Genomic DNA, 19,690 nt, shown 5'->3' with positions numbered 1-19,690 from the left:
ACCGCTTATGCCAAATTCATGATAACTCGGCTGACTGATGGACCAACGATACGAGTCAATGCGACCCCTGTTAATCCTTTCACTAGACTCTTTGTTCCGCTCACCATTGCTTTCTCAACAAAAGAAGGCTTTTCGCTGCTTTGCGTCCAATGATGACTTTCTAGAATTTCCATCAAACTGTCACAATCTAGCTCACGACTATCGAAGCTGATCGCTACAGATCCTGCATATTTCTTATGCTTTACTTCACGTACAGCATCAATCCCTTCCAACTGACAAATCAATTCTTCGACCTCTTTGGGGTGATCTTTAATATAGTCAGAACGAACCCTAAGCCTATGATTTGTCTTGTGAATGTAAGTATTCATGCTAGCGTCAATCCAAATGATAACCATTACTATTTTCAACAGTAGCATTGAAATTGATTAAGCGCAAAGCATTTGTAATTAGTTCGTCACATGATCCTTTTTCTCAATGAATCTGACCTCGCTTACCGTATAATTTTTTTATGAAACAGTACGTCGACCAGGCCTTAAAACTAAGAAAGTGGGTATCGATTGGCCACCATATCCCGGGAAGAGTAAGACTCAAATACAAGCTCGGCATCGTAGCGCATCTTGCCAGTTTCCGAAGTGACGACATCGAGAAAGCCATTTCTTCAATTCCGGCATTCAAAAACTATAAGTTGAATAATGCGACGGGCAGTATCGTCATTGAATACGACCCAACAACAGTCAACCCCAAAGCAATTGACGCGTTGTTTTCGGAATCAAAAGAGGTTGCTGAACGAGCATGCTACGCGATAGCTGAGCAACTAGACTTAGATGGAGAACGTTCATGAGTGACTCATTGAACAACGCAAATCCATACGAAGCCTACTTCAAGGCCATGATGGAAATGCAAAAGGAAATGGCGAATGCTTACATGGCAAGCATGCAAAACGGTGAAATGCCACCAATGATGATGCCTCATCAAATGGGTATGATGCCGCATTTCCCACATCCTGCATTTTGTCATCCTCACCAAATGCCGCCGGGCATGGGCGCACAATTCCACCCGGGAATGATGCCACCGCCCCCACACTGGCCGCATGCGGGGATGATGCAACACCCACAGCAACCTCAACAACCACCTCAAACCTCTGAAACACCAGAAAGCGATCCATTATTCGAGCAAGCTCAGGCGATGCTAGAAGGCGCTCTCGGTGAAGAAGCAGGCATGTTTAAAGAGATATTAGGAACTTTCGGTATGAACGATAAAGAGTTTTGGAAAGGCGCTATGGTAGGCGCTGCAGCAGCACTTCTATTAAGCAATGAAAATGTGCGCGGCAAACTAATGGGCTTGGTATCAGGTGCTGGCGACATGCTGAAATCTGGTGGTTCAAGCGTAAAAGAAGGCGCCGTAAACACTGCAAGTGCAGTGAAAGAGAACGTGTCGACAGGAAGTGAAATCTTTAAAGAGACTTATGCTGCGGGTAAACAAGGCTTCCAAGAATCTGTAGAGCGTCACAAAGCAGAACCTGCAATCAAAGAAGTTGCCGAAAAAGCACCTAGTGAAGAAAACGAAGGTGAAAACGGTCAACCAGTTATCAAAGAACATGAGTAATTCAGCCAATAAACTCAGTTCTGCCAATCGTGCCATGTTAGTCGGTGCTATCGCAGGTGGCAGCGCGACGATTGCCAGCCAGTGGAAAGAGCATAAAGCGGGCAATATCGACACTAATGAAATGGCTACCAGCGCCGCAAAATCTGCACTTAAGACTGCAGCAATCGCTGGTGCGACAACGTATGTGGCAGAAAAAATGGCCGGTCGCCCTGCACTCTCTATGCTGACAATTCTCAGCGTAGGTGCAGCGGGTCTTTACTTAATGGATCAAGTTTCGGAATCTAAAGATGAACAATAACAACCCATACTACGGTTACCCTTACTACGGCTACCCACAGCAACAAAACCAAGCAGTGGATCCACAACAGCAGGCTGCAGAGCAACCATATAAAAAGCAAAACACAAAAACGCATTTTATGATGGGTATGGCAGCCGGGGCAGCAGTTGCTTACCTATTGACAAACAAAAAGTTTCAGCAAGGTGTTACGACTACTGGTGAGAAAGCTTGGTCCGCAGTCCGTGGTGAAGTAGAAGAGCTTAAAGAACGCTTAGAAGACACACAAGCAGAGCTGGAATACTACCGTAACCTATACAAAGGCGAAGAATGATCTCGATTCAGGTAAAGCATCACTTTCCCGGTCGGATCCGCTTTAAAGCATCAGCATTAAGGCATCACAAAGATGTCGGCACTTGGATTGAAACCAGTTTAATGGCAATCCAAGGCATCAGTGCTGTGCGGGTCAATGAGTCTGCTCAATCTGTTGTCGTCGAATATGACACACAACTGCTACAAGCAAAAACGGTTGAAGAACGTCTAAGCCAACTTGATTTAGCAGAAGCCACTCAAGAAGAAGCAGAACACAAATTTACGCGTGGCGACATTGCCATGAACGTGATTGGTACTATCGCGGCGGCTTTACTGCCCAACAAATGGGGAGCAATATCAACCGCAACATTGATTGCTCCAACCTTATTTGAAGGGGTCAGCGATCTCAAAGACAAGAACATTTCTGTTGAAGTCTTAGATGCAATTGCTGTTGGTTTATCGGCTTGGCGCGGTGATTACCGTACTGCGATGATGACGCAAAGCTTAATCAGTCTTGGCGAATACATGGAGCAAAAGACCAGTCGCAACAGTGATCAACTACTGGCTGATTTGATGCGTCCTCAGGAATCGATTGTTTGGCGCGTAGACGGAACACAACGCACACAAGTGAACTCAACGGAGCTTGACGTTGGTGATGTCATTGAGCTGGCTCCTGGTGTGTCTATTCCTGTTGATGGCACTATCATCAAAGGGGCAGCACTGATTAACCAATCCTCTTTGACTGGTGAAAATGTGCCAGTTCGTCGTGAGGAAAGTGCTGTCGTCTACTCTGGAACTAGCGTGCACGAAGGTACAATTCAAGTTCGCGTCGACAAGGTCGGTAGCGAAGCGACCACCGCAAAAATTGCCAAACTGATTTATGACTCGCTGAGTGAAAAGAGCGAAATTCAGCAGGTTACACAAGACATGGCAAACCGCCGCGTGAAAATTACCTTGGGTATCGGAGCCGCAGTCTTTACGCTAACTCAGGATATTAATCGCGTCGCGTCTGTATTCCTTGTAGATTACTCCTGTGCGCTCAAACTCAGTACGCCAGTAACCTTCAAATCCATCATGTACCGTGCGGCACAACAAGGGATCTTGTTCAAAGGCGGCAGCGCAATTGAAAAATTGGTAAAAATAGACACCTGTGTGTTTGATAAAACGGGCACGCTCACTCATGGTGATATGCAGGTAACGGATGTGATTCCATTATGCGATTCCAACACGGCTCGTGATTTACTCGCTATTGCAGCGTCTGTCGAAGAACACAGCAACCACCCACTTTCTCAGGCTGTGGTAAACGCGGCAAAACACAATCAACTACCACACATCGAGCACGGTGAAGTGGAATACGTGATTGCCCATGGTCTCAAGAGCACCATGAATGATCATGAGTTGGTAATGGGCAGTCGCCACTTCTTAGAAGTGCATGAGAGTGTTGACTTCACACCATTTGAAGATGTGATCAAGAAGTATGAAGCGCAAGGTCGTCACCTTATCTTCATCTCGCATCAAAATGTGTTGATCGGCATGATTGGCTTACGCGATCACTTGCGTGAAGATGCATTAGACACGCTAAATGCACTGCACCAGTTTGGTGTCAAAGAGCTGATCATGATTACTGGTGACAGCCAATTCAAAGCCAGCATTCTTGCTGATGAACTGAAACTAGATCGAGTCTTCGCTGAAGCAGTCCCTTCAGAGAAATCAACTATCGTTGAAGCGCTTCAAGCTGAAGGACGCACTGTTATGTTTGTTGGTGACGGCGTAAATGATGCGCCGGCTTTAACCGCAGCTGATGTCGGTGTCGCAATGGGTCGAGGTACTGAACTTGCCCGCCAAGTTGCCGATGTCGTGCTTCTTCGTGATCAGCTATACGGACTGGCAGAAGCGCGTGAGCTTGCCAATATCGCCATGCATGTGATCAACTCTAACATCAAGATCGCAGAATACGTGAATAGCGGAATCATGCTTGCTGCTGCGTTAGGTTGGCTCAACCCAACGATGAGTGCTCTACTCCATAACGGCACAACATTGTCTATCCTTGGTCGCTCTGCAGCACTTAGACATGGATAAATGCACGCTTTAAGAAAAGACTCCTGAAAGCGATGAGAAAAGCCCCGACTCAATCGAGTATCGGGGCTTTTTATTATCTAAGGGAGAGCATTAGTTTGATGAAAGCTTGTAACGATCATCAATGACTGTCACTTCTGGGAACACTTTGCCACTCTTCATCGCTTTCTCTGTTTCTTTCTTCACAGACTTATCAATCCAGAAGTTACCAATATCCATTGGATGGAACATGCTCTCGGTGGATTTGGTCATTGCATCCTTTGGTGTAATCAGCCAGCGCCAATGTGCAACACGAGTATAAGGTACCATGTAACCTGGGACGATCACGTTTGCATCACCAACATACTTCTGGATCTGACGTGACAAGTCATAACGCTTTTGTTGTTCAAACTCGTTGTCATACGCTTCAATTAACTTATCTAGCTCAGGGCTACTGTAGTTCGTATGTGCATTCGTTTGCGGCTTGTTCGCATTCGCTGAGTGGAAGTATTCCCAATATGCTGGGATTTCACCTGAGCCCATATTTAGGAATGCCAGTTGGTGCTTTTTCTCTAGGATGTATTTAAACGCAGAGGAGCCATCAACAAGGTTAAGGGTAAACTCAAGACCCGCTAATTTCGCTTGTTCTTTTAGATAAGCAATTCTAGGAGTATGAGAATTGTAACCGTAAGTAATCGCAAAACTTAGGCGCTCGCCTTTGTCATTAACACGAATACCATCCGCCCCTATTTTATCGAAACCCGCTTTCTCGAAATGCTTAACCGCTTCTGCTGGATCAAATTTTGGTGGTGTATTGTTTGGATCATCATACTCACCATGACCAAAGCCTAAACCGTGTGGCTTACGTGAATAGTCACCACGCATGATGTTTTCAATCATGCCATCGTAGTCTGTTGCAGCCATGATGCCTTTACGTACTTCTATATTGCCTAGCATCGGCATTGCTGTGTTCATCCACAGACCACCTGCACCTTGAGGTGATTGGTTGAAGCCCCAATACTTTTGGATATAACCCTTGGTGTAGCCATCGCTGTTTGTTTTGTCGTGCCAAAGGTTAGGTAGCACCATATCAAAGTAATCAAGCTTGCCTTTTTCGAAGTGCTTCATCGCGATGTCTTGGTCACGAATTACAGTGATACGTACTTTGTCTACGTTGTAACGGTTTTTGTAATAACGGTTGTTATAGCCCCACCAATCTTCACCAACGTGCTTAAAGGTAACACTCTTACCCTTTTTGATCTTATCAAGGTAGTAAGGGGCGGCGGTCGGTTCTGCCTTGAAGTTGAACTTGCGGACGAAGTTATCTGGCATACCGTCTTTGTTTTCGTCCTTTTCACCCTCAAAGAAGTGTTCTGGACGAGGTTGGAAGCCGTTACTTGGCATATTGATCAAAACCATGAGAGAGTCGTGGCTTTGCGCAACAGAAAGATTAACGCGAATTGTGTATTCATCAATCTTCTCTACGCTCACAATACTGTTTTTAAAGAAGTCGTTGTACCAAGGATCGATGATGTCTTCTGAAGTGTAATACTTCATCATAAATACGTAGTCGTCTGCGGTGATCTTCTCACCATCTGACCATTTAGCGGTTTCATCCAGCTTAAAGTAAACTGTTTTATTATCTTCACCGAACGCCCACTCTTTGGCTAATTGTGGGATCCATTTACCGGTGTTTGGATGGCGCTGTGCCAATTTAGGTGCGCCATCCATAAAGTAGTGACGTAGACCTGAGTTAGCATCAGGACCAACGCTACGAAGAGTCTGTGGAAAGCTCATCATATATGTGCGCAGAGTGCCGCCTCGTACAGCTTCATCAGAAGCGAAAAGAGGCTCGTTATTATTCGAAATCCATTCGATGTCAGCAGGTAGCTCCGCAGCATTTAACTGAAAGCTGCTCGCCACTAACATTGCCAATGCCGAGAATGGCAGAGTTTTTATCATTGTTTTCTTCCTTGTCGTGTTTGCGCAGTAAGACCAGAAGAACGACAACAAGTGAATCTCGAAGCGACTGTGTTTAATACACAGTAAAGGAAATAATGGGAGCGAATACAAAGTGAAGTCCTGTTCACTTCCGTATAAATATCAGAGAGTTTCACTAGGTCATCCTGACCTTACAACGCAGTGAATGCATCCACTCCATAGTATTCGTTACACATTTGTAACGCAACCCATCCATAACACATGGTTGCACTTTCCGAGTATCAAAGCGGTTTATGTTAGCAAAGTGTGAACCTAGCAGTGCCATTAGCCATACAGTCAAGGCAAAACGATATCAATTACAGCTACCTCTATTTTTTCAGTGCAGCAAAAACAAAAAAGGCGAAGCGTTCCCACTTCACCTTTTTCGTTCGGTTCAAATCAACATTACATATTTGCTAAGCTATCGTTGATTGACTTAAGGACCGATGCAGGATCCACAGCCTGAGTAATCGGACGACCAATTACAAGGTAGTCAGACCCCGCTTGGATGGCATCTACTGGCGTCATGATGCGGCGTTGATCACCTTGCTCAGAGCCTGCTGGACGGATACCTGGAGTGATTAGCTTAAATTCTTTTCCAAGTTCATTTTTAAGTAGAGATGACTCTTGCGCAGAGCACACTACGCCATCAAGACCAGCGTTCTTTGTCAGAGTTGCTAGGCGAATAACCTGCTCTTGAGGAGCGACGTTCAGACCGATTCCAGCAAGATCGCTCTGCTCCATGCTTGTTAACACTGTCACACCAATAAGTAGCGGGCGGTCTTTACCGTAAGGTTCAAGAATTTCACGCGATGCTGTCATCATGCGCTCGCCACCACTTGCGTGTACGTTCACCATCCATACGCCCAGTTCAGCTGCTGCGCGAACCGCTTTTGAACACGTATTCGGGATATCGTGAAACTTCAGATCTAGGAATACAGAGAAACCGCGTTTATGAAGCTCACGTACGAAATCAGGACCAAATAGCGTAAACATTTCTTTGCCTACTTTAAGGCGACATGACGCAGGATCAATTCTGTCTACAAACGCAAGCGCATCAGCTTGGTTATCATAATCCAGTGCGACAATAACTTTTTGGTCGATCATTTCATCTCCTAACTGTTTTTGGTTCTTATTAAATAAAGGTCAAAAAAATGCAGCGGACAGAAACTCTGCCAGCTGCATTAAAATTATTCACCGTCCAATCCTCGGATTGGCTTGATCGTCCCCCACCCTTTACACGATGGACAGTGCCAGTAAAGGGAATGAGTGGAGAAACCACATTTCCTGCATCGGTAGTGCGGTTTAACTTTTAATTGCTCACCAACCATCGCTTGTAGTGTAGAAAGGCTGTCTTTTGCACGACCATCTTCTGCTTCTGCAATATGGTAGTCAATAAGGCGGTAGAAGCCCTTCATAGTTGGGTTTTTCAATAGTTGTTTGGTTAGTAGTTCTTGTGCGGCTCCCACACTCTCATGGTGCGCAACTAACTGTGCTAACATCAATTCAGACGATACACCGGCTTTCTTATCGATACATGCTCGTAAAAATTCCACCAGCTCATCTTCTTGACCAAGGTGGTGATAACACTCGGCAATTGTTGGCAGTACATCACTAATAAAGTCTTTATCTTGCTCAAGCACGCCAGTCAGGTATTTGATGGTGTGTTTGTAGTCTTCTGATTCCAAGTACACACGACCAAGAGCAATACTCGCACGGACACATTTAGGATCTTCTGAAAGTGCTTTCTTGAAATGTTGAATGGCTTTATTGGTATTGCCATCCGCTTGGTCAAGCATCGCCAGCTCACACCAGAAGTGCGCAATGTTAGCGCGAATACGAGTGCGTTTTTTGCCCATTTTCGCTAACTGGTTTGCGTAGTGAATCGCTTTTTCCCACTCACGGGTTTGTTGGTAAATAGTCACCAACTGTTGAAGGGCACTTTCACGATGGTCTGGCTCATCAACTAGCTGCTCAAAGATCTTCTCGGCACGGTCTAAAAAGCCGGAAGCCATGTAGTCTTTCGCCAGTTGCTGGAGAGCAAGGTTTTTCTGATCCAGAGTCAGACCAGAACGGGAAATCAGGTTTTGGTGGATACGAATTGCACGGTCGACTTCACCACGAGAACGGAAAAGATTACCTAACGCTAGGTGTGTATCTATCGTTTCGTTATCAACTTGGAGCAATTCAATAAAGTGGTCAACCGCCTTATCTGACTGATCAGATAAAAGCAGGTTAAGACCCGTCACGTACTGACGGGATATCTGATGAGATTGCTTCTGCTTGTCTTGCTGAGCGCTGCGATGCCCCATGTACCAGCCATAGGCGGCGGCTATCGGCAATAACAAGAAGAGTAGTTCAAGCATTAAAGTTAAGCCTTATCCTTATGCCTGTTTTGCTACTGCTGGTTTAGCAGGTTTCTCTGCTTCAGCGGGCTCATACTTTTTAAGTTTCTTTTTCAGACGACGAACCTGAAGTTGAGTCTTGAATTGGATGCTAGCAAAGATAACCCATGCCAGAGCAAAGCCAACCACAAAGACCACACCTAGTAGCGTTGATAAGTGGAATTCACCCTTCGCTAAAAGGTAATTGAAAGTCACGATCTCTTGGTTTTGAGAACCTAAAGCCAGTGCAATTAAAAAGAGAGCTAAAACAGCAACGATTTTTATAATTTTCATGTTACATCACCCTTCGAGGAGTAAGTAGGTAAGATTATGCAGTAAAATGTTTCTTCAGACCATGTATATTACCAATAATCTAGTTATAAAAAAGCGGCATACACGAGAGTATGCCGCTTTTTCAAACTAATAAGAGAGCCTTAGCCAACCATATTTACACGTTCACGAAGCTCTTTACCAGGTTTGAAGTGAGGAACGTATTTACCTTCCAACTCCACTTTATCGCCCGTTTTAGGGTTACGACCTACGCGAGGCTCGCGGTAATGAAGAGAAAAACTACCAAAGCCACGGATCTCGATACGGTCACCGCTCTCTAGTGTAGAAGCCATGTGCTCTAAAATATCTTTTACAGCATCTTCTACCTCTTTTGCTGATAAATGTGTTTGCTCAGCGCAGAGTCTTTCAATCAGTTCAGACTTAGTCATAGTTGCCCTCTTTGAGTATCTTTATCACTCATTATAGTAAGTAATACTAATTCCAACAAACACTTGCTATCAATTCTAGACAAATTTTACACAAAATGCGCAATCAAAAAATGTCTTTTTTTAGCATAGTTTATCAACATTAGTATTACTACTCGCAAAGTAGCAAGCATAAAAAAGGAGCCTTGCGGCTCCTTTTTAGCTTAAGCGAGTAAATTATTCGCCTTTAGCAGCTTTGAAAGCGTCAGCCATTGCATTACCAAAAGCAGCTTCGTCTTGCTTGTTGATAGATGCCATTGCTTCTTGCTCTTCAGCTTCATCTTTAGCTTTGATAGATAGGTTGATTACGCGGTTCTTACGGTCAACACCTGTGAACTTCGCTTCAACAACATCACCAGCGCTTAGGATTAGAGAAGCATCTTCTACGCGATCGCGAGATACTTCAGAAGCACGGATGTAGCCTTCAACGCCTTCTGCGATTTCAACTGTAGCGCCTTTAGCGTCAACAGCAGTTACAGTAGCGTTAACTAGAACACCTTTCTTGTTGTCAGCAACGTAAGCATTGAATGGGTCGTTTTCCATTTGCTTGATGCCTAGAGAGATGCGCTCACGCTCAGCGTCTACTGCTAGAACAACTGCAGAGATCTCGTCGCCTTTCTTGTACTCACGTACAGCTTCTTCGCCAGCAACATTCCAAGAAATGTCAGATAGGTGAACTAGACCGTCGATGCCGCCTTCTAGACCGATGAAGATACCGAAGTCAGTGATAGACTTGATCTTACCAGTAACTTTGTCGCCTTTAGCTTGTGCTTCAGCGAATGACTGCCATGGGTTAGCTTTACACTGTTTCAGACCTAGAGAGATACGACGACGTTCTTCGTCGATTTCAAGAACCATAACCTCAACTTCGTCGCCAACATTAACAACTTTAGAAGGGTGGATGTTCTTGTTAGTCCAATCCATTTCAGAAACGTGTACTAGACCTTCAACGCCTTCTTCGATTTCAACGAAGCAGCCGTAGTCAGTTAGGTTAGTTACGCGACCAGTTAGTTTGTGACCTTCTGGGTAACGCTTAGCGATTGCTACCCATGGATCTTCGCCTAGTTGCTTAAGACCTAGTGATACGCGAGTACGCTCACGGTCGAACTTAAGAACTTTAACTTGGATCTCGTCACCAACGTTAACGATTTCAGATGGGTGCTTAACACGCTTCCAAGCCATATCAGTGATATGTAGAAGACCGTCAACGCCACCTAGGTCAACGAACGCACCGTAGTCAGTAAGGTTCTTAACGATACCTTTAACTTCAGAACCTTCTTGTAGAGTTTCTAGAAGCTCGTCACGTTCAACGCTGTTCTCAGATTCGATAACTGCACGACGTGAAACAACTACGTTGTTACGTTTTTGGTCAAGTTTGATAACTTTGAACTCTAGCTCTTTGTTTTCTAGGTGAGCAGTGTCGCGGATTGGACGTACGTCTACTAGAGAGCCAGGAAGGAAAGCACGGATACCGTTTAGTTCAACAGTGAAACCGCCTTTAACTTTACCGTTGATGATACCAACAACAGTTTCAGCTTCTTCGTAAGCTTTCTCAAGAACGATCCAAGCTTCGTGACGCTTAGCTTTCTCACGAGAAAGTTGAGTTTCACCGAAACCATCTTCAACAGCGTCTAGAGCTACGTCTACTTCAGCACCAACTTCAACTTCAAGTTCGCCAGCAGCGTTCTTGAACTGTTCAGCAGGGATAGCAGATTCAGACTTAAGACCAGCGTCAACAAGAACGAAACCGTTCTCGATAGCTACTACAGTACCTTTAACGATGCTGCCTTGTTGGAATTCTGTTTCGTTTAGAAACTCTTCAAAGAGTTGAGCAAAAGATTCAGTCATTTATTTAATCTTCAATAAATTAAACGTCCACGGGTATCCTACCGCATGGGGTTATTAAATTCGCCAATCATCATCCTTGCGACCGACGCTCTTAGCTTAGCCGAGCGTAATTACTCAGCTAGCTTCGATTCGATATATTGTAGTGCCTTTTCTACCACTTCGTCGATAGTCATCGACGTAGAATCTAGCACAAGCGCATCCTCTGCAGGGCGTAGTGGCGCCACTGGGCGGTTACGATCTCGATCGTCACGCTCTTGGATCTCGCTCAAAAGGTCAGCAAATCTAACATCTAACCCTTTATCTTGCAACTGTTTAAGGCGTCGATTTGCACGCTCTTCTGCACTCGCATCAAGGAAAATTTTCGCTTGTGCACCCGTGAATACAACCGTACCCATGTCACGACCATCAGCAACAAGACCTGGAGCAGTCTCAAATGCACGCTGACGACGCAATAATGCTTCACGAACGCGTGGCAAAGCTGCCACTTTAGACGCCGCCATCCCAGTTTCTTCTTTACGAAGTTCACCAGAAACGTCTTCGCCTTCTAGAATCACTTTTACTAGGTCACCTTCAGCAACAAACTGCACGTCTAGATGAGTAGCAAGTGGAACAAGCGCATCTTCTGACTCAGTGTCTACGCCGTGGTGAATCGCTGCGAGTGCAAGTACACGATAAATTGCGCCAGAATCAAGAAGATGAAAGCCCAACTTCTTCGCCAGCAACATACATAAAGTGCCTTTACCTGCACCACTAGGTCCATCTACGGTAACAACCGGAGTTTGAGAGGACATGTTCTTCTCCACCTATAATTTCTTTTTCAGCAATTTGCTCGGTTTTCGAGGCGCGTATTATACGGGTAATTGCCTTTTGGAGCGAGTAAAAATGTCGTGTAAAGCATTACACCCAACGCGCACTTGGATTCACGCTATTGAGAAAAGTTCCAATAAAAAACGGCGAGAATTTTCACTCTCGCCGTTTTAAGTTTCACTCGTTATCTTATCGATTAGACAATCGGTTTTTGACCACGCTCTGCAAGTTTAAGCACGACACTGTCTGCTACTTTACCTGCAACACCAGCGAGCTTGTCTGCCAGTTTCTTCTTCTGCACGTAATGCACTGCTAGTACCGTTTTCTCTTTGCATGCAGCGACAACCAGATCGTCGGAAGTGCTGATTTCATCCACCAGCCCTAGCTCTTTCGCTTGCGTACCAAACCAGTGCTCACCCGTTGCCACTTTTTCAAGCTCTAGATCTGGGCGACGCTCACGGATGAAGTCTTTAAATAGTACGTGTGTTTCTTCAAGTTCTTGCTTGAACTTATCGCGCGCTTTGTCAGTGTTCTCACCAAACATAGTCAGTGTGCGTTTGTACTCACCAGCCGTTAGCTGCTCGTACTCGATATCGTGCTTTTTCAACAGTTTGTTGAAGTTAGGGATCTGTGCGATAACACCGATAGAACCCACAATCGCAAACGGAGCTGAGACAATCTTGTCTGCCACACACGCCATCATGTAACCGCCACTTGCTGCAACTTTGTCGACAGAAATCGTCAGAGGCAGACCCGCTGCTTTGATTCGGTCAAGTTGAGAAGATGCCAAGCCATAACCATGAACCATGCCACCGCCAGACTCTAGACGCAGCAAAACCTCATCGCCTTCACGAGCGACAGCTAATACTGCAGTGATCTCTTCACGTAGCGAGCCTACTTCTTTTGCATCAATGCTGCCGTTGAAGTCCAACACGAACAGATGCGGTTCGCGCTTGCTATCGAGAGAACCTTCTTTGCTCGCTTGTTTGATTTCTTTCTCGCGAGATTTGTTCTTCTCTTTCTCTTCTTTCTTGACTGCTTTATCACGAGCTTTGATGAAAGCGTCATCGTGCAGGTGATGCTCCAACTGCTCTACCGCATCTTTATGACGTTCAGAAAGGTTGGTAACTTCCAATTCGCCTTTTGCTGCACCCGACTTACCACTCGCTGATTTTGCGATAATCAACAGCACAATTACTGCTGCAACAACGGTAACAATCTTAGCCAAAAACAGACCGTAATCTAATAAAAATTCCAATGAGAGTTCCTCTATCTCATACCAGTGATAGTCATCAATATGTTACGTAGAAAAATCAGAGAGAAGGCAAGAAAATCAGCAACCTCTTGTTCTGATTGATAGCGTTCAAATAACATACCGGACAACCGTTCTGGAATTGGTATAACACATGAATTGGTGTATTGTAACCAACTTGTCACGATTACCAAGATTTTCCATTGAGAAACAGGCGCATTTCTACACAAACGAACATGAAGCCTGTACGTCGGAACTAGATACAATAATAAGGATTTACTACCGTGAACTACTCCGTTTCAGCAGATGCCCTAAAAGGTAAAGTCATTCTTGTCACTGGCGCAGGCAATGGTATCGGTCGCCAAGCCGCCCTTTCTTACGCTCAGCACGGTGCGACTGTGATTCTACTGGGTCGAAACGTTCAAAACCTTGAATCCATTTACGATGAAATCGAGTCTGGGGGCTACCCTCAACCAGCGATCATCCCACTCGATCTAAAAGGTGCAACAAAGCAACACTACATCGACATGGCAGAAACCATCGAAGGTCAATTTGGTCGTTTGGATGGTCTATTGCACAACGCCGGTGTTCTCAGCACGCTGTGTCCGTTTGAGCAAATCAATGAAGAAGACTTCGACGACATCATGCAGATCAACGTGAAAGCGGAAGTACTGATGACTCAGGCGCTACTACCGATCATGCGTAAATCAGAAGCGGGTCGTATTGTCTTTACCTCTTCAACCGTTGGTCACTCTGGTCGTGCTTTCTGGGGTCCATACGCTATTTCTAAGTTTGCTGTAGAAGGTATGATGCAAGTCTTGGCTGATGAGTTGAGTGATACACCAATACGTGTGAATGCAATTAACCCTGGTGCAACTCGTACTCGTATGCGTGAAAAAGCCTACCCAGGTGAAGATGCAAACACGTTAAAAACACCGCTGGACATCATGCCGCTTTACCTTCACTTGATGGACCCAGCAGTCACTGATGTAAACGGTCAGTGCATCGACGCTCAACCAAAGCGTAAATAACCCACTTAGGTTACCTCACATAATTGATTGAAAAGGCAGCAAATGCTGCCTTTTTTCGTATTTCTGCCTATAAAAATCTTGCGACTTTCCATCACAGAAATATACTGTATTTATATACAGGTATTTTATTTATGCAAGACATCATCCAACACTTAAAAAGCCAGCATCTTGTTTGGCAAGCAAATCTAACCAAAGCTGACGATCATCAGTTCCTTAATAGTTCTGGTTTTCCGGAGCTAGATGCTCTGCTTGGTGGCGGCTTTCCTCCTCACGGTGTGGTGGAAATGGAATCCATAGGCAGCATTGGCGAGCTGCGTTTGCTTGCGCCTTACTTAAAAGCATCCCTTTCGAGAGGAGTCACGGCATTCATTCAGCCACCAGCATTGATGAATTCATTGTTCCTACACGGCATTGGGCTAGACATCAACCAGGTGTGGGTGGTCACGCCTGAACATCAGCGCGATGCATTATGGGCAGCGGAGCAGTGCCTCAAGAGCGGTGTTTGTACCAACGTTTTGCTATGGCAAGATGAACTAGAGATCCACCAAGTAAAACGTCTGCAAGTGGCGAGCGAGCAAGGATCTTGCCCTCTGTTTATGCTCAAACCTAATATGACAAACCGCTTGTCTTTACCTGTTTCGTTGAGTCTGAAATTGCAAGGTCATGGACAAGGCGTTAGCGTGGAAGTTCTCAAACGAAAAGGCGGTTGGAGCAAAGGTAGTGTCGACATCAATTTCCAACACCACTACCCACAATTGGTGATGCCAACCACGACTCACATTCCATCAACTGTGGTCAATTTCCCATTGGCGAATCAAGGTTAGTGGTATGGCTTTGTGGATTTATTTGCACTTCCCTCGCCTGCAGCTAGACGCACTCTTTGGCGATAACCAAGAGCAACCCGTGGTGATTGTAGAAAGCCAACGTTGTCGGATCATTCAATACAACGAGATTGCCGAGCAACAAGGCATTAAACCAAATATGGGCTTGGGTAGCGCGGCTTCTTTGTGCCGAGATTTGCAAGTGCATCCTTATCATCCGCAAACCGAATTGAGCAAGTTACAAGAAATTGCGCAATGGCTGTATTTGATCACATCTGACGTCGTATTGATGCCAAACCAAGGTATTTTACTGCGCGCAACTCCAATGCTTAATCTGTATGAAGGGCTCCAAAACTATTGGAATAAAGTCAGAGCTCACTTATCGGAGCTGAAACTGAGTTTTCAATTCGGATGTGGCTTTTCGCCTTTTTCTGCCAAATTGATGGCATTAGGAGGGACGAACGTCATCAACGAAGACAAATCTGCCATACAACAAGCCTTATCGCCACTACCGTTAACACTGACAGATTTATCAAGCGCTACTGTAGAGAAGTTACAACGTGTAGGCGTCACCACACTGCAAGGCTTACTTGAACTGCCACTACAAGACATTGCACGCCGATTCGATATTGATTTGGTGAACTACGTTGGCCGACTGACTGGACAGTTTAAACACCCTGTCGACTTTTATCACCCTACCGAATCCTTCCAAGTTTATTTAGAACTGCTGTTTGAGATTGAAAACGTCCAATGGATTGAAAAGCCACTAGCTAAGTTGCTTCGTCAGCTCGAAACCTTTCTCAAGCTGCGTGATAAAGTCGCGTTTGAACTCTCTTTAACCCTCCACCAGCGAGACAAGCAAGCGCAGCACCTTCCGCTCACATCCGCACAAGGTGATTACTTGTGCCAACGTTGGCAACAGCTCGCGAGTTTGAGTTTGGAATCCGTCACGTTAAACGGCCCTGTTATCGGTCTGACGTTAAAAGTAGAACGCCAAGGTGAGCCTTTAAGTTCTGCACGCGATTTTTTTGCTGGGCAAAAAGGGCAAATGAACGCATTAGAGCTGCTCTCTTTACTGCAAGCTAAATTGGGCAAAAGCGCAATACTCAAACCCAATATTGCCTGCGATCCAAGACCAGAGAAAGCCAGCCAATATCGCCCAGCCGATGAGCCAGATGTCTCAATTAACACCGTTCCTGCTCTACTGCGCCCCGCGATGCAATTGCCCGCACCTATCGCGCTACAAGAGCAAATATCTCTAGTACATGGACCTGAGCGTATTGTCTCTGGATGGTGGGATGGTGATGAGATCATGCGTGATTATTACATTGCGCACACCAAGCAAGGTCGCTGGTTATGGGTATTTCGCGATCAGCACAAACATTGGTTTCTCCATGGCTATTTTTGTTAAATCGACAGTTATTTTTATTAGATCGTTATGAGTTACGCAGAACTGTTTTGTCAGTCCAACTTCTCCTTTCTCACTGGCGCTTCTCATGCAGAAGAATTAGTGTTGCAGGCGGCGTTTTATCGCTATCAAGCCATTGCAATCACCGATGAGTGCTCCGTCGCGGGCATTGTGAAAGCCCATACGACCATCGAGCAGCATAAACTCGACATCAAGCAAATTGTCGGCAGCATGTTTTGGCTCAATGATGAGTGCCAAGTGGTGCTGCTTTGTCCTTGTCGTAAAGCTTATGCAGAGCTGTGCCGGATCATCACTAATGCAAGGCGACGTAGCGAGAAAGGCAGTTATCAATTGTCTGAATGGGACTTGATGTCGATTCGTCACTGTTTAGTACTGTGGCTCCCTACTCATCAAGAAAGCGACCATTATTGGGGGCGTTGGCTCCAACAACACCACGCTCATCGATTATGGGTCGCGATTCAACGTCATTTAGACAGCGACGATAATGCCTACACCACACACTGTGAGTTACTGGCAAGCGAGTTCGAATTACCAATTACCGCTTGTGGTGGCGTCTTAATGCATGCGGTTGAGCGCTTACCATTGCAACATGTCTTAACCGCCGTAAAAGATAGTTGTAGCGTCGACAAGCTTGGCTTTAGTCGTTTATCCAATGCCGAGCGAGCACTGCGTCCATTGAACAAACTGTCTCGAATTTACAAATCCGAATGGCTAGCAGAAAGCACTCATATTGCGAGCTTGTGCGCATTTAAGCTTTCAGAGCTGAAATACGAATACCCAACAGAACTGATTCCGGACGGTTACACTCCTACTACTTATCTACGTATGTTGGTCGAGCGTGGTAAAAAGCGACGTTTTCCTGAGGGCGTACCCTCAGACATTCATCAAACCATTGAGAATGAATTAACACTCATTGAAGAGCTGCAATATCACTATTACTTTCTCACCATTCACGACATTGTGATGTTTGCTAAACAACAAGGCATTCTCTATCAAGGGCGAGGTTCCGCAGCGAACTCGGTGGTGTGCTACTGCTTAGAAATCACTGCCGTCGATCCTAGGCAAATCTCGGTCCTGTTCGAACGCTTTATTAGCCGAGAAAGAAAAGAGCCGCCAGACATTGATGTCGACTTTGAACACGAGCGCCGTGAAGAAGTCATTCAATATATTTACAAAAAGTACGGGCGCGAGCGTGCTGCTCTGGCAGCCACCGTTATCAGCTATCGCTTTAAAAGTGCCGTGCGTGAAGTGGGCAAAGCGTTGGGGATTGAAGAGACTCAATTGGATTTCTTCATCAAAAACGTTAATCAACGTGATCGCAGCCAAGGTTGGCAAGCGCAAATCATCGAATTAGGATTGCAGCCAGAGTCGTTAAAAGGTCAGCAGTTTATCCAGTTGGTGAACGAGATCATTGGCTTTCCGCGCCATTTATCCCAACACGTAGGCGGCTTTGTGATTTCTTCTGGCCCTTTGTACGAACTGGTGCCTGTTGAGAATGCTTCGATGGAAGATCGCACCATTATTCAATGGGATAAAGATGATTTAGAAAGTTTAAAACTACTGAAAGTCGACGTCCTCGCGCTCGGCATGTTAAACGCGATCCGTAAATGCTTTCAATTGGTCGAGAAACACCATCAGCGATCACTGTCGATTGCCGAGATCACGCGATTGCAAGACGATCCGTACGTGTATCGTATGATCCAAAAAGCCGATACCGTTGGTGTGTTCCAAATTGAGTCTCGCGCGCAAATGAGCATGCTGCCGCGTTTAAAACCCGCGCGTTACTATGACTTGGTGGTGCAAATTGCCATTGTTCGCCCGGGTCCAATTCAAGGCGATATGGTGCATCCGTTTTTAAAACGACGAAATGGTGAAGAGCCAATCAGCTATCCATCAGAAGAAGTGAAAAGCGTACTAGAGCGCACTATGGGCGTGCCGATTTTCCAAGAACAAGTAATCAAACTGGCGATGGTAGCGGCAGGATTTAGTGGTGGTGAAGCCGATCAATTACGCCGTGCAATGGCGGCATGGAAGAAAAACGGCGATCTTGCCAAGTTCAAACCTAAGCTGATCGACGGAATGCGTGAGCGAGGCTATGACTTGGAGTTTGCTGAGCGCATCTTCGACCAAATCTGCGGCTTTGGTGAATATGGCTTCCCGGAAAGTCACTCAGCCTCTTTTGCTGTGCTAGCTTACTGCTCTGCATGGTTGAAATATTACTACCCTGCTGAGTTCTATACTGCCCTACTCAATAGCCAACCGATGGGCTTTTATAGCCCTTCACAATTGATTCAAGATGCGCGCCGACACGGTGTTGAAGTGCTGCCTGTTTGCATCAATCATTCCTCCTATCAGCACCATTTGGTCAAACGTCCGAATGGTCGCCTTGGTGTGCAACTGGGTTTTCGCTTAGTAAAGGGCTTTAATCAGGAAAGCGCCTTTCGGCTAGTTGAACGACGACCAAACTCCGGCTATCGCGCTATCCAAGAGGTGAAGCAAATCTTAAGAAACCGCCGCGATATTGAGTTACTCGCTTCTGCTAATGCGTTTCAAATCCTTTCAGGTAATCGCTATAACGCTCGCTGGGCAGCGATGGATTCACTATCAGACTTACCTTTATTCCATCACATGGAAGAGCCAATGGTAAGTTACCAGGCTCAGCCTTCTGAATACGAGAACTTAGTTGAAGATTATGCCAGTACCGGACTATCACTAAGTCGCCATCCGATTACGTTGCTGGAAGAAGCTGGTAAGTTACCGCGTTTTACTCGGATGAAGCAGTTAGTCGAAAAAGAGCATAAATCTTTAGTGACGGTTGTCGGTGTTGTCACAGGCAGACAATCTCCCGGCACCGCTGCTGGCGTGACCTTTTTCACTTTGGAAGACGATACAGGCAACATCAATGTGGTGGTATGGCGAGCAACAGCACGCGCCCAAAAGCAAGCTTATCTCACTTCAAAGGTGTTGATGGTCAAAGGAATTTTAGAGCGTGAAGGCGAAGTCACGCACGTGATCGCAGGTAAGCTCATCGATTGCACGCACAATCTTGCTGAGCTGAAAAGTAAATCACGCGACTTCCACTAAGCAATCATATTTTAGAGGTAGGGAAAGGCATTCCACCGAAAAAAGTAAAGGGA

The 19,690-nt window shown here is 45.6% G+C and carries 18 protein-coding genes; 9 read left to right on the top strand and 9 right to left on the bottom strand.

Annotated elements, in window-relative coordinates; genetic code table 11:
- Positions 1 to 5: 5 nt before the first annotated feature.
- The gene (locus tag ABMY42_RS07930) at positions 6 to 368 is read right to left on the bottom strand and encodes an HMA2 domain-containing protein (protein WP_223295770.1); all 363 of its coding nucleotides are present in this window, start codon (positions 366 to 368) and stop codon (positions 6 to 8) included.
- 140 nt (positions 369 to 508) lie between these two features.
- Between ABMY42_RS07930 and ABMY42_RS07925 the strand changes: the two genes are divergently transcribed.
- The 5 genes from ABMY42_RS07925 to ABMY42_RS07905 are packed head-to-tail and all read left to right on the top strand — an operon-like array spanning position 509 to position 4,270.
- Positions 509 to 841: an HMA2 domain-containing protein gene (locus ABMY42_RS07925; protein WP_005444868.1), complete on the top strand. Its 333-nt coding sequence runs from the start codon at positions 509 to 511 to the stop codon at positions 839 to 841.
- Positions 838 to 1,605, top strand: coding sequence for a YtxH domain-containing protein (locus tag ABMY42_RS07920; RefSeq protein WP_009698467.1), 768 nt, complete (start codon positions 838 to 840; stop codon positions 1,603 to 1,605). Before ABMY42_RS07925 ends, ABMY42_RS07920 begins: the two co-directional genes overlap by 4 nt.
- Complete coding sequence (locus tag ABMY42_RS07915; protein ID WP_005444866.1) at positions 1,598 to 1,903, top strand: hypothetical protein; 306 nt, start codon at positions 1,598 to 1,600, stop codon at positions 1,901 to 1,903. Before ABMY42_RS07920 ends, ABMY42_RS07915 begins: the two co-directional genes overlap by 8 nt.
- Complete coding sequence (locus tag ABMY42_RS07910) at positions 1,893 to 2,213, top strand: hypothetical protein (RefSeq protein ID WP_005444865.1); 321 nt, start codon at positions 1,893 to 1,895, stop codon at positions 2,211 to 2,213. Before ABMY42_RS07915 ends, ABMY42_RS07910 begins: the two co-directional genes overlap by 11 nt.
- Complete coding sequence (locus ABMY42_RS07905; RefSeq protein ID WP_349266176.1) at positions 2,210 to 4,270, top strand: heavy metal translocating P-type ATPase; 2,061 nt, start codon at positions 2,210 to 2,212, stop codon at positions 4,268 to 4,270. The genes ABMY42_RS07910 and ABMY42_RS07905 overlap by 4 nt, the downstream gene beginning before the upstream one ends.
- A gap of 90 nt (positions 4,271 to 4,360) precedes the next feature.
- On the opposite strand, the gene ABMY42_RS07900 is transcribed toward ABMY42_RS07905, so the two are convergent.
- The 8 genes from ABMY42_RS07900 to sohB all read right to left on the bottom strand — a co-directional run bounded on the left by ABMY42_RS07900 (position 4,361) and on the right by sohB (position 13,278).
- Positions 4,361 to 6,208, bottom strand: a complete 1,848-nt coding sequence (locus tag ABMY42_RS07900) for an extracellular solute-binding protein (RefSeq protein ID WP_005444862.1) — start codon at positions 6,206 to 6,208, stop codon at positions 4,361 to 4,363.
- 423 nt (positions 6,209 to 6,631) lie between these two features.
- Positions 6,632 to 7,333: an orotidine-5'-phosphate decarboxylase gene (gene pyrF, locus ABMY42_RS07895; protein ID WP_005444860.1), complete on the bottom strand. Its 702-nt coding sequence runs from the start codon at positions 7,331 to 7,333 to the stop codon at positions 6,632 to 6,634.
- A gap of 83 nt (positions 7,334 to 7,416) precedes the next feature.
- Complete coding sequence (gene lapB, locus ABMY42_RS07890) at positions 7,417 to 8,592, bottom strand: lipopolysaccharide assembly protein LapB (protein WP_005444858.1); 1,176 nt, start codon at positions 8,590 to 8,592, stop codon at positions 7,417 to 7,419.
- A gap of 18 nt (positions 8,593 to 8,610) precedes the next feature.
- Entirely contained in the window at positions 8,611 to 8,904 is a 294-nt protein-coding gene (locus tag ABMY42_RS07885) for a lipopolysaccharide assembly protein LapA domain-containing protein (protein WP_005444857.1), read from the bottom strand.
- A 140-nt stretch (positions 8,905 to 9,044) separates the two neighbouring features.
- Positions 9,045 to 9,329: an integration host factor subunit beta gene (ihfB, locus tag ABMY42_RS07880; protein WP_005444856.1), complete on the bottom strand. Its 285-nt coding sequence runs from the start codon at positions 9,327 to 9,329 to the stop codon at positions 9,045 to 9,047.
- A 213-nt stretch (positions 9,330 to 9,542) separates the two neighbouring features.
- Complete coding sequence (gene rpsA / locus ABMY42_RS07875) at positions 9,543 to 11,213, bottom strand: 30S ribosomal protein S1 (RefSeq protein ID WP_005444855.1); 1,671 nt, start codon at positions 11,211 to 11,213, stop codon at positions 9,543 to 9,545.
- 110 nt (positions 11,214 to 11,323) lie between these two features.
- Positions 11,324 to 12,004 carry a (d)CMP kinase gene (gene cmk, locus ABMY42_RS07870; RefSeq protein WP_010449241.1) on the bottom strand — a complete coding sequence of 227 codons (681 nt, stop codon included), beginning with the start codon at positions 12,002 to 12,004 and terminating at the stop codon, positions 11,324 to 11,326.
- Positions 12,005 to 12,216: 212 nt separating this feature from the next.
- Positions 12,217 to 13,278, bottom strand: a complete 1,062-nt coding sequence (sohB, locus tag ABMY42_RS07865; RefSeq protein ID WP_005444853.1) for a protease SohB — start codon at positions 13,276 to 13,278, stop codon at positions 12,217 to 12,219.
- Positions 13,279 to 13,556: 278 nt separating this feature from the next.
- On the opposite strand from sohB, the gene ABMY42_RS07860 reads away from it, so the two are divergent.
- From ABMY42_RS07860 to ABMY42_RS07845, 4 genes are all read left to right on the top strand, one after another.
- Positions 13,557 to 14,303, top strand: a complete 747-nt coding sequence (locus ABMY42_RS07860) for a YciK family oxidoreductase (protein ID WP_349266175.1) — start codon at positions 13,557 to 13,559, stop codon at positions 14,301 to 14,303.
- A 131-nt stretch (positions 14,304 to 14,434) separates the two neighbouring features.
- Positions 14,435 to 15,127, top strand: coding sequence for a translesion DNA synthesis-associated protein ImuA (gene imuA, locus ABMY42_RS07855; RefSeq protein ID WP_009701881.1), 693 nt, complete (start codon positions 14,435 to 14,437; stop codon positions 15,125 to 15,127).
- Positions 15,128 to 15,131: 4 nt separating this feature from the next.
- Positions 15,132 to 16,535, top strand: coding sequence for a DNA polymerase Y family protein (locus tag ABMY42_RS07850; RefSeq protein WP_349266174.1), 1,404 nt, complete (start codon positions 15,132 to 15,134; stop codon positions 16,533 to 16,535).
- A gap of 27 nt (positions 16,536 to 16,562) precedes the next feature.
- Positions 16,563 to 19,637 (top strand): error-prone DNA polymerase, encoded by a 3,075-nt coding sequence (locus tag ABMY42_RS07845; protein ID WP_349266173.1) that lies wholly within the window; start codon positions 16,563 to 16,565, stop codon positions 19,635 to 19,637.
- Positions 19,638 to 19,690: the final 53 nt, after the last annotated feature.

It is taken from the genome of Vibrio sp. SSH13-20 (assembly GCF_040104475.1).
GTDB classification, from domain to species: domain Bacteria; phylum Pseudomonadota; class Gammaproteobacteria; order Enterobacterales; family Vibrionaceae; genus Vibrio; species Vibrio harveyi.
This window is presented reverse-complemented; position numbering and strand designations above follow the sequence as displayed.

Coding starts and splice junctions, on each gene's coding strand:
- ABMY42_RS07930 (WP_223295770.1), bottom strand. CDS start 368: ATGAATACTTACATTCACAAGACAAATCATAGGCTTAGGGTTCGTTCT.
- ABMY42_RS07885 (WP_005444857.1), bottom strand. CDS start 8,904: ATGAAAATTATAAAAATCGTTGCTGTTTTAGCTCTCTTTTTAATTGCA.
- ABMY42_RS07920 (WP_009698467.1), top strand. CDS start 838: ATGAGTGACTCATTGAACAACGCAAATCCATACGAAGCCTACTTCAAG.
- ABMY42_RS07900 (WP_005444862.1), bottom strand. CDS start 6,208: ATGATAAAAACTCTGCCATTCTCGGCATTGGCAATGTTAGTGGCGAGC.
- lapB (WP_005444858.1), bottom strand. CDS start 8,592: ATGCTTGAACTACTCTTCTTGTTATTGCCGATAGCCGCCGCCTATGGC.
- rpsA (WP_005444855.1), bottom strand. CDS start 11,213: ATGACTGAATCTTTTGCTCAACTCTTTGAAGAGTTTCTAAACGAAACA.
- imuA (WP_009701881.1), top strand. CDS start 14,435: ATGCAAGACATCATCCAACACTTAAAAAGCCAGCATCTTGTTTGGCAA.
- ABMY42_RS07905 (WP_349266176.1), top strand. CDS start 2,210: ATGATCTCGATTCAGGTAAAGCATCACTTTCCCGGTCGGATCCGCTTT.
- ABMY42_RS07910 (WP_005444865.1), top strand. CDS start 1,893: ATGAACAATAACAACCCATACTACGGTTACCCTTACTACGGCTACCCA.
- ABMY42_RS07915 (WP_005444866.1), top strand. CDS start 1,598: ATGAGTAATTCAGCCAATAAACTCAGTTCTGCCAATCGTGCCATGTTA.
- ABMY42_RS07845 (WP_349266173.1), top strand. CDS start 16,563: ATGAGTTACGCAGAACTGTTTTGTCAGTCCAACTTCTCCTTTCTCACT.
- pyrF (WP_005444860.1), bottom strand. CDS start 7,333: ATGATCGACCAAAAAGTTATTGTCGCACTGGATTATGATAACCAAGCT.
- ABMY42_RS07925 (WP_005444868.1), top strand. CDS start 509: ATGAAACAGTACGTCGACCAGGCCTTAAAACTAAGAAAGTGGGTATCG.
- cmk (WP_010449241.1), bottom strand. CDS start 12,004: ATGTCCTCTCAAACTCCGGTTGTTACCGTAGATGGACCTAGTGGTGCA.
- ABMY42_RS07850 (WP_349266174.1), top strand. CDS start 15,132: ATGGCTTTGTGGATTTATTTGCACTTCCCTCGCCTGCAGCTAGACGCA.
- ihfB (WP_005444856.1), bottom strand. CDS start 9,329: ATGACTAAGTCTGAACTGATTGAAAGACTCTGCGCTGAGCAAACACAT.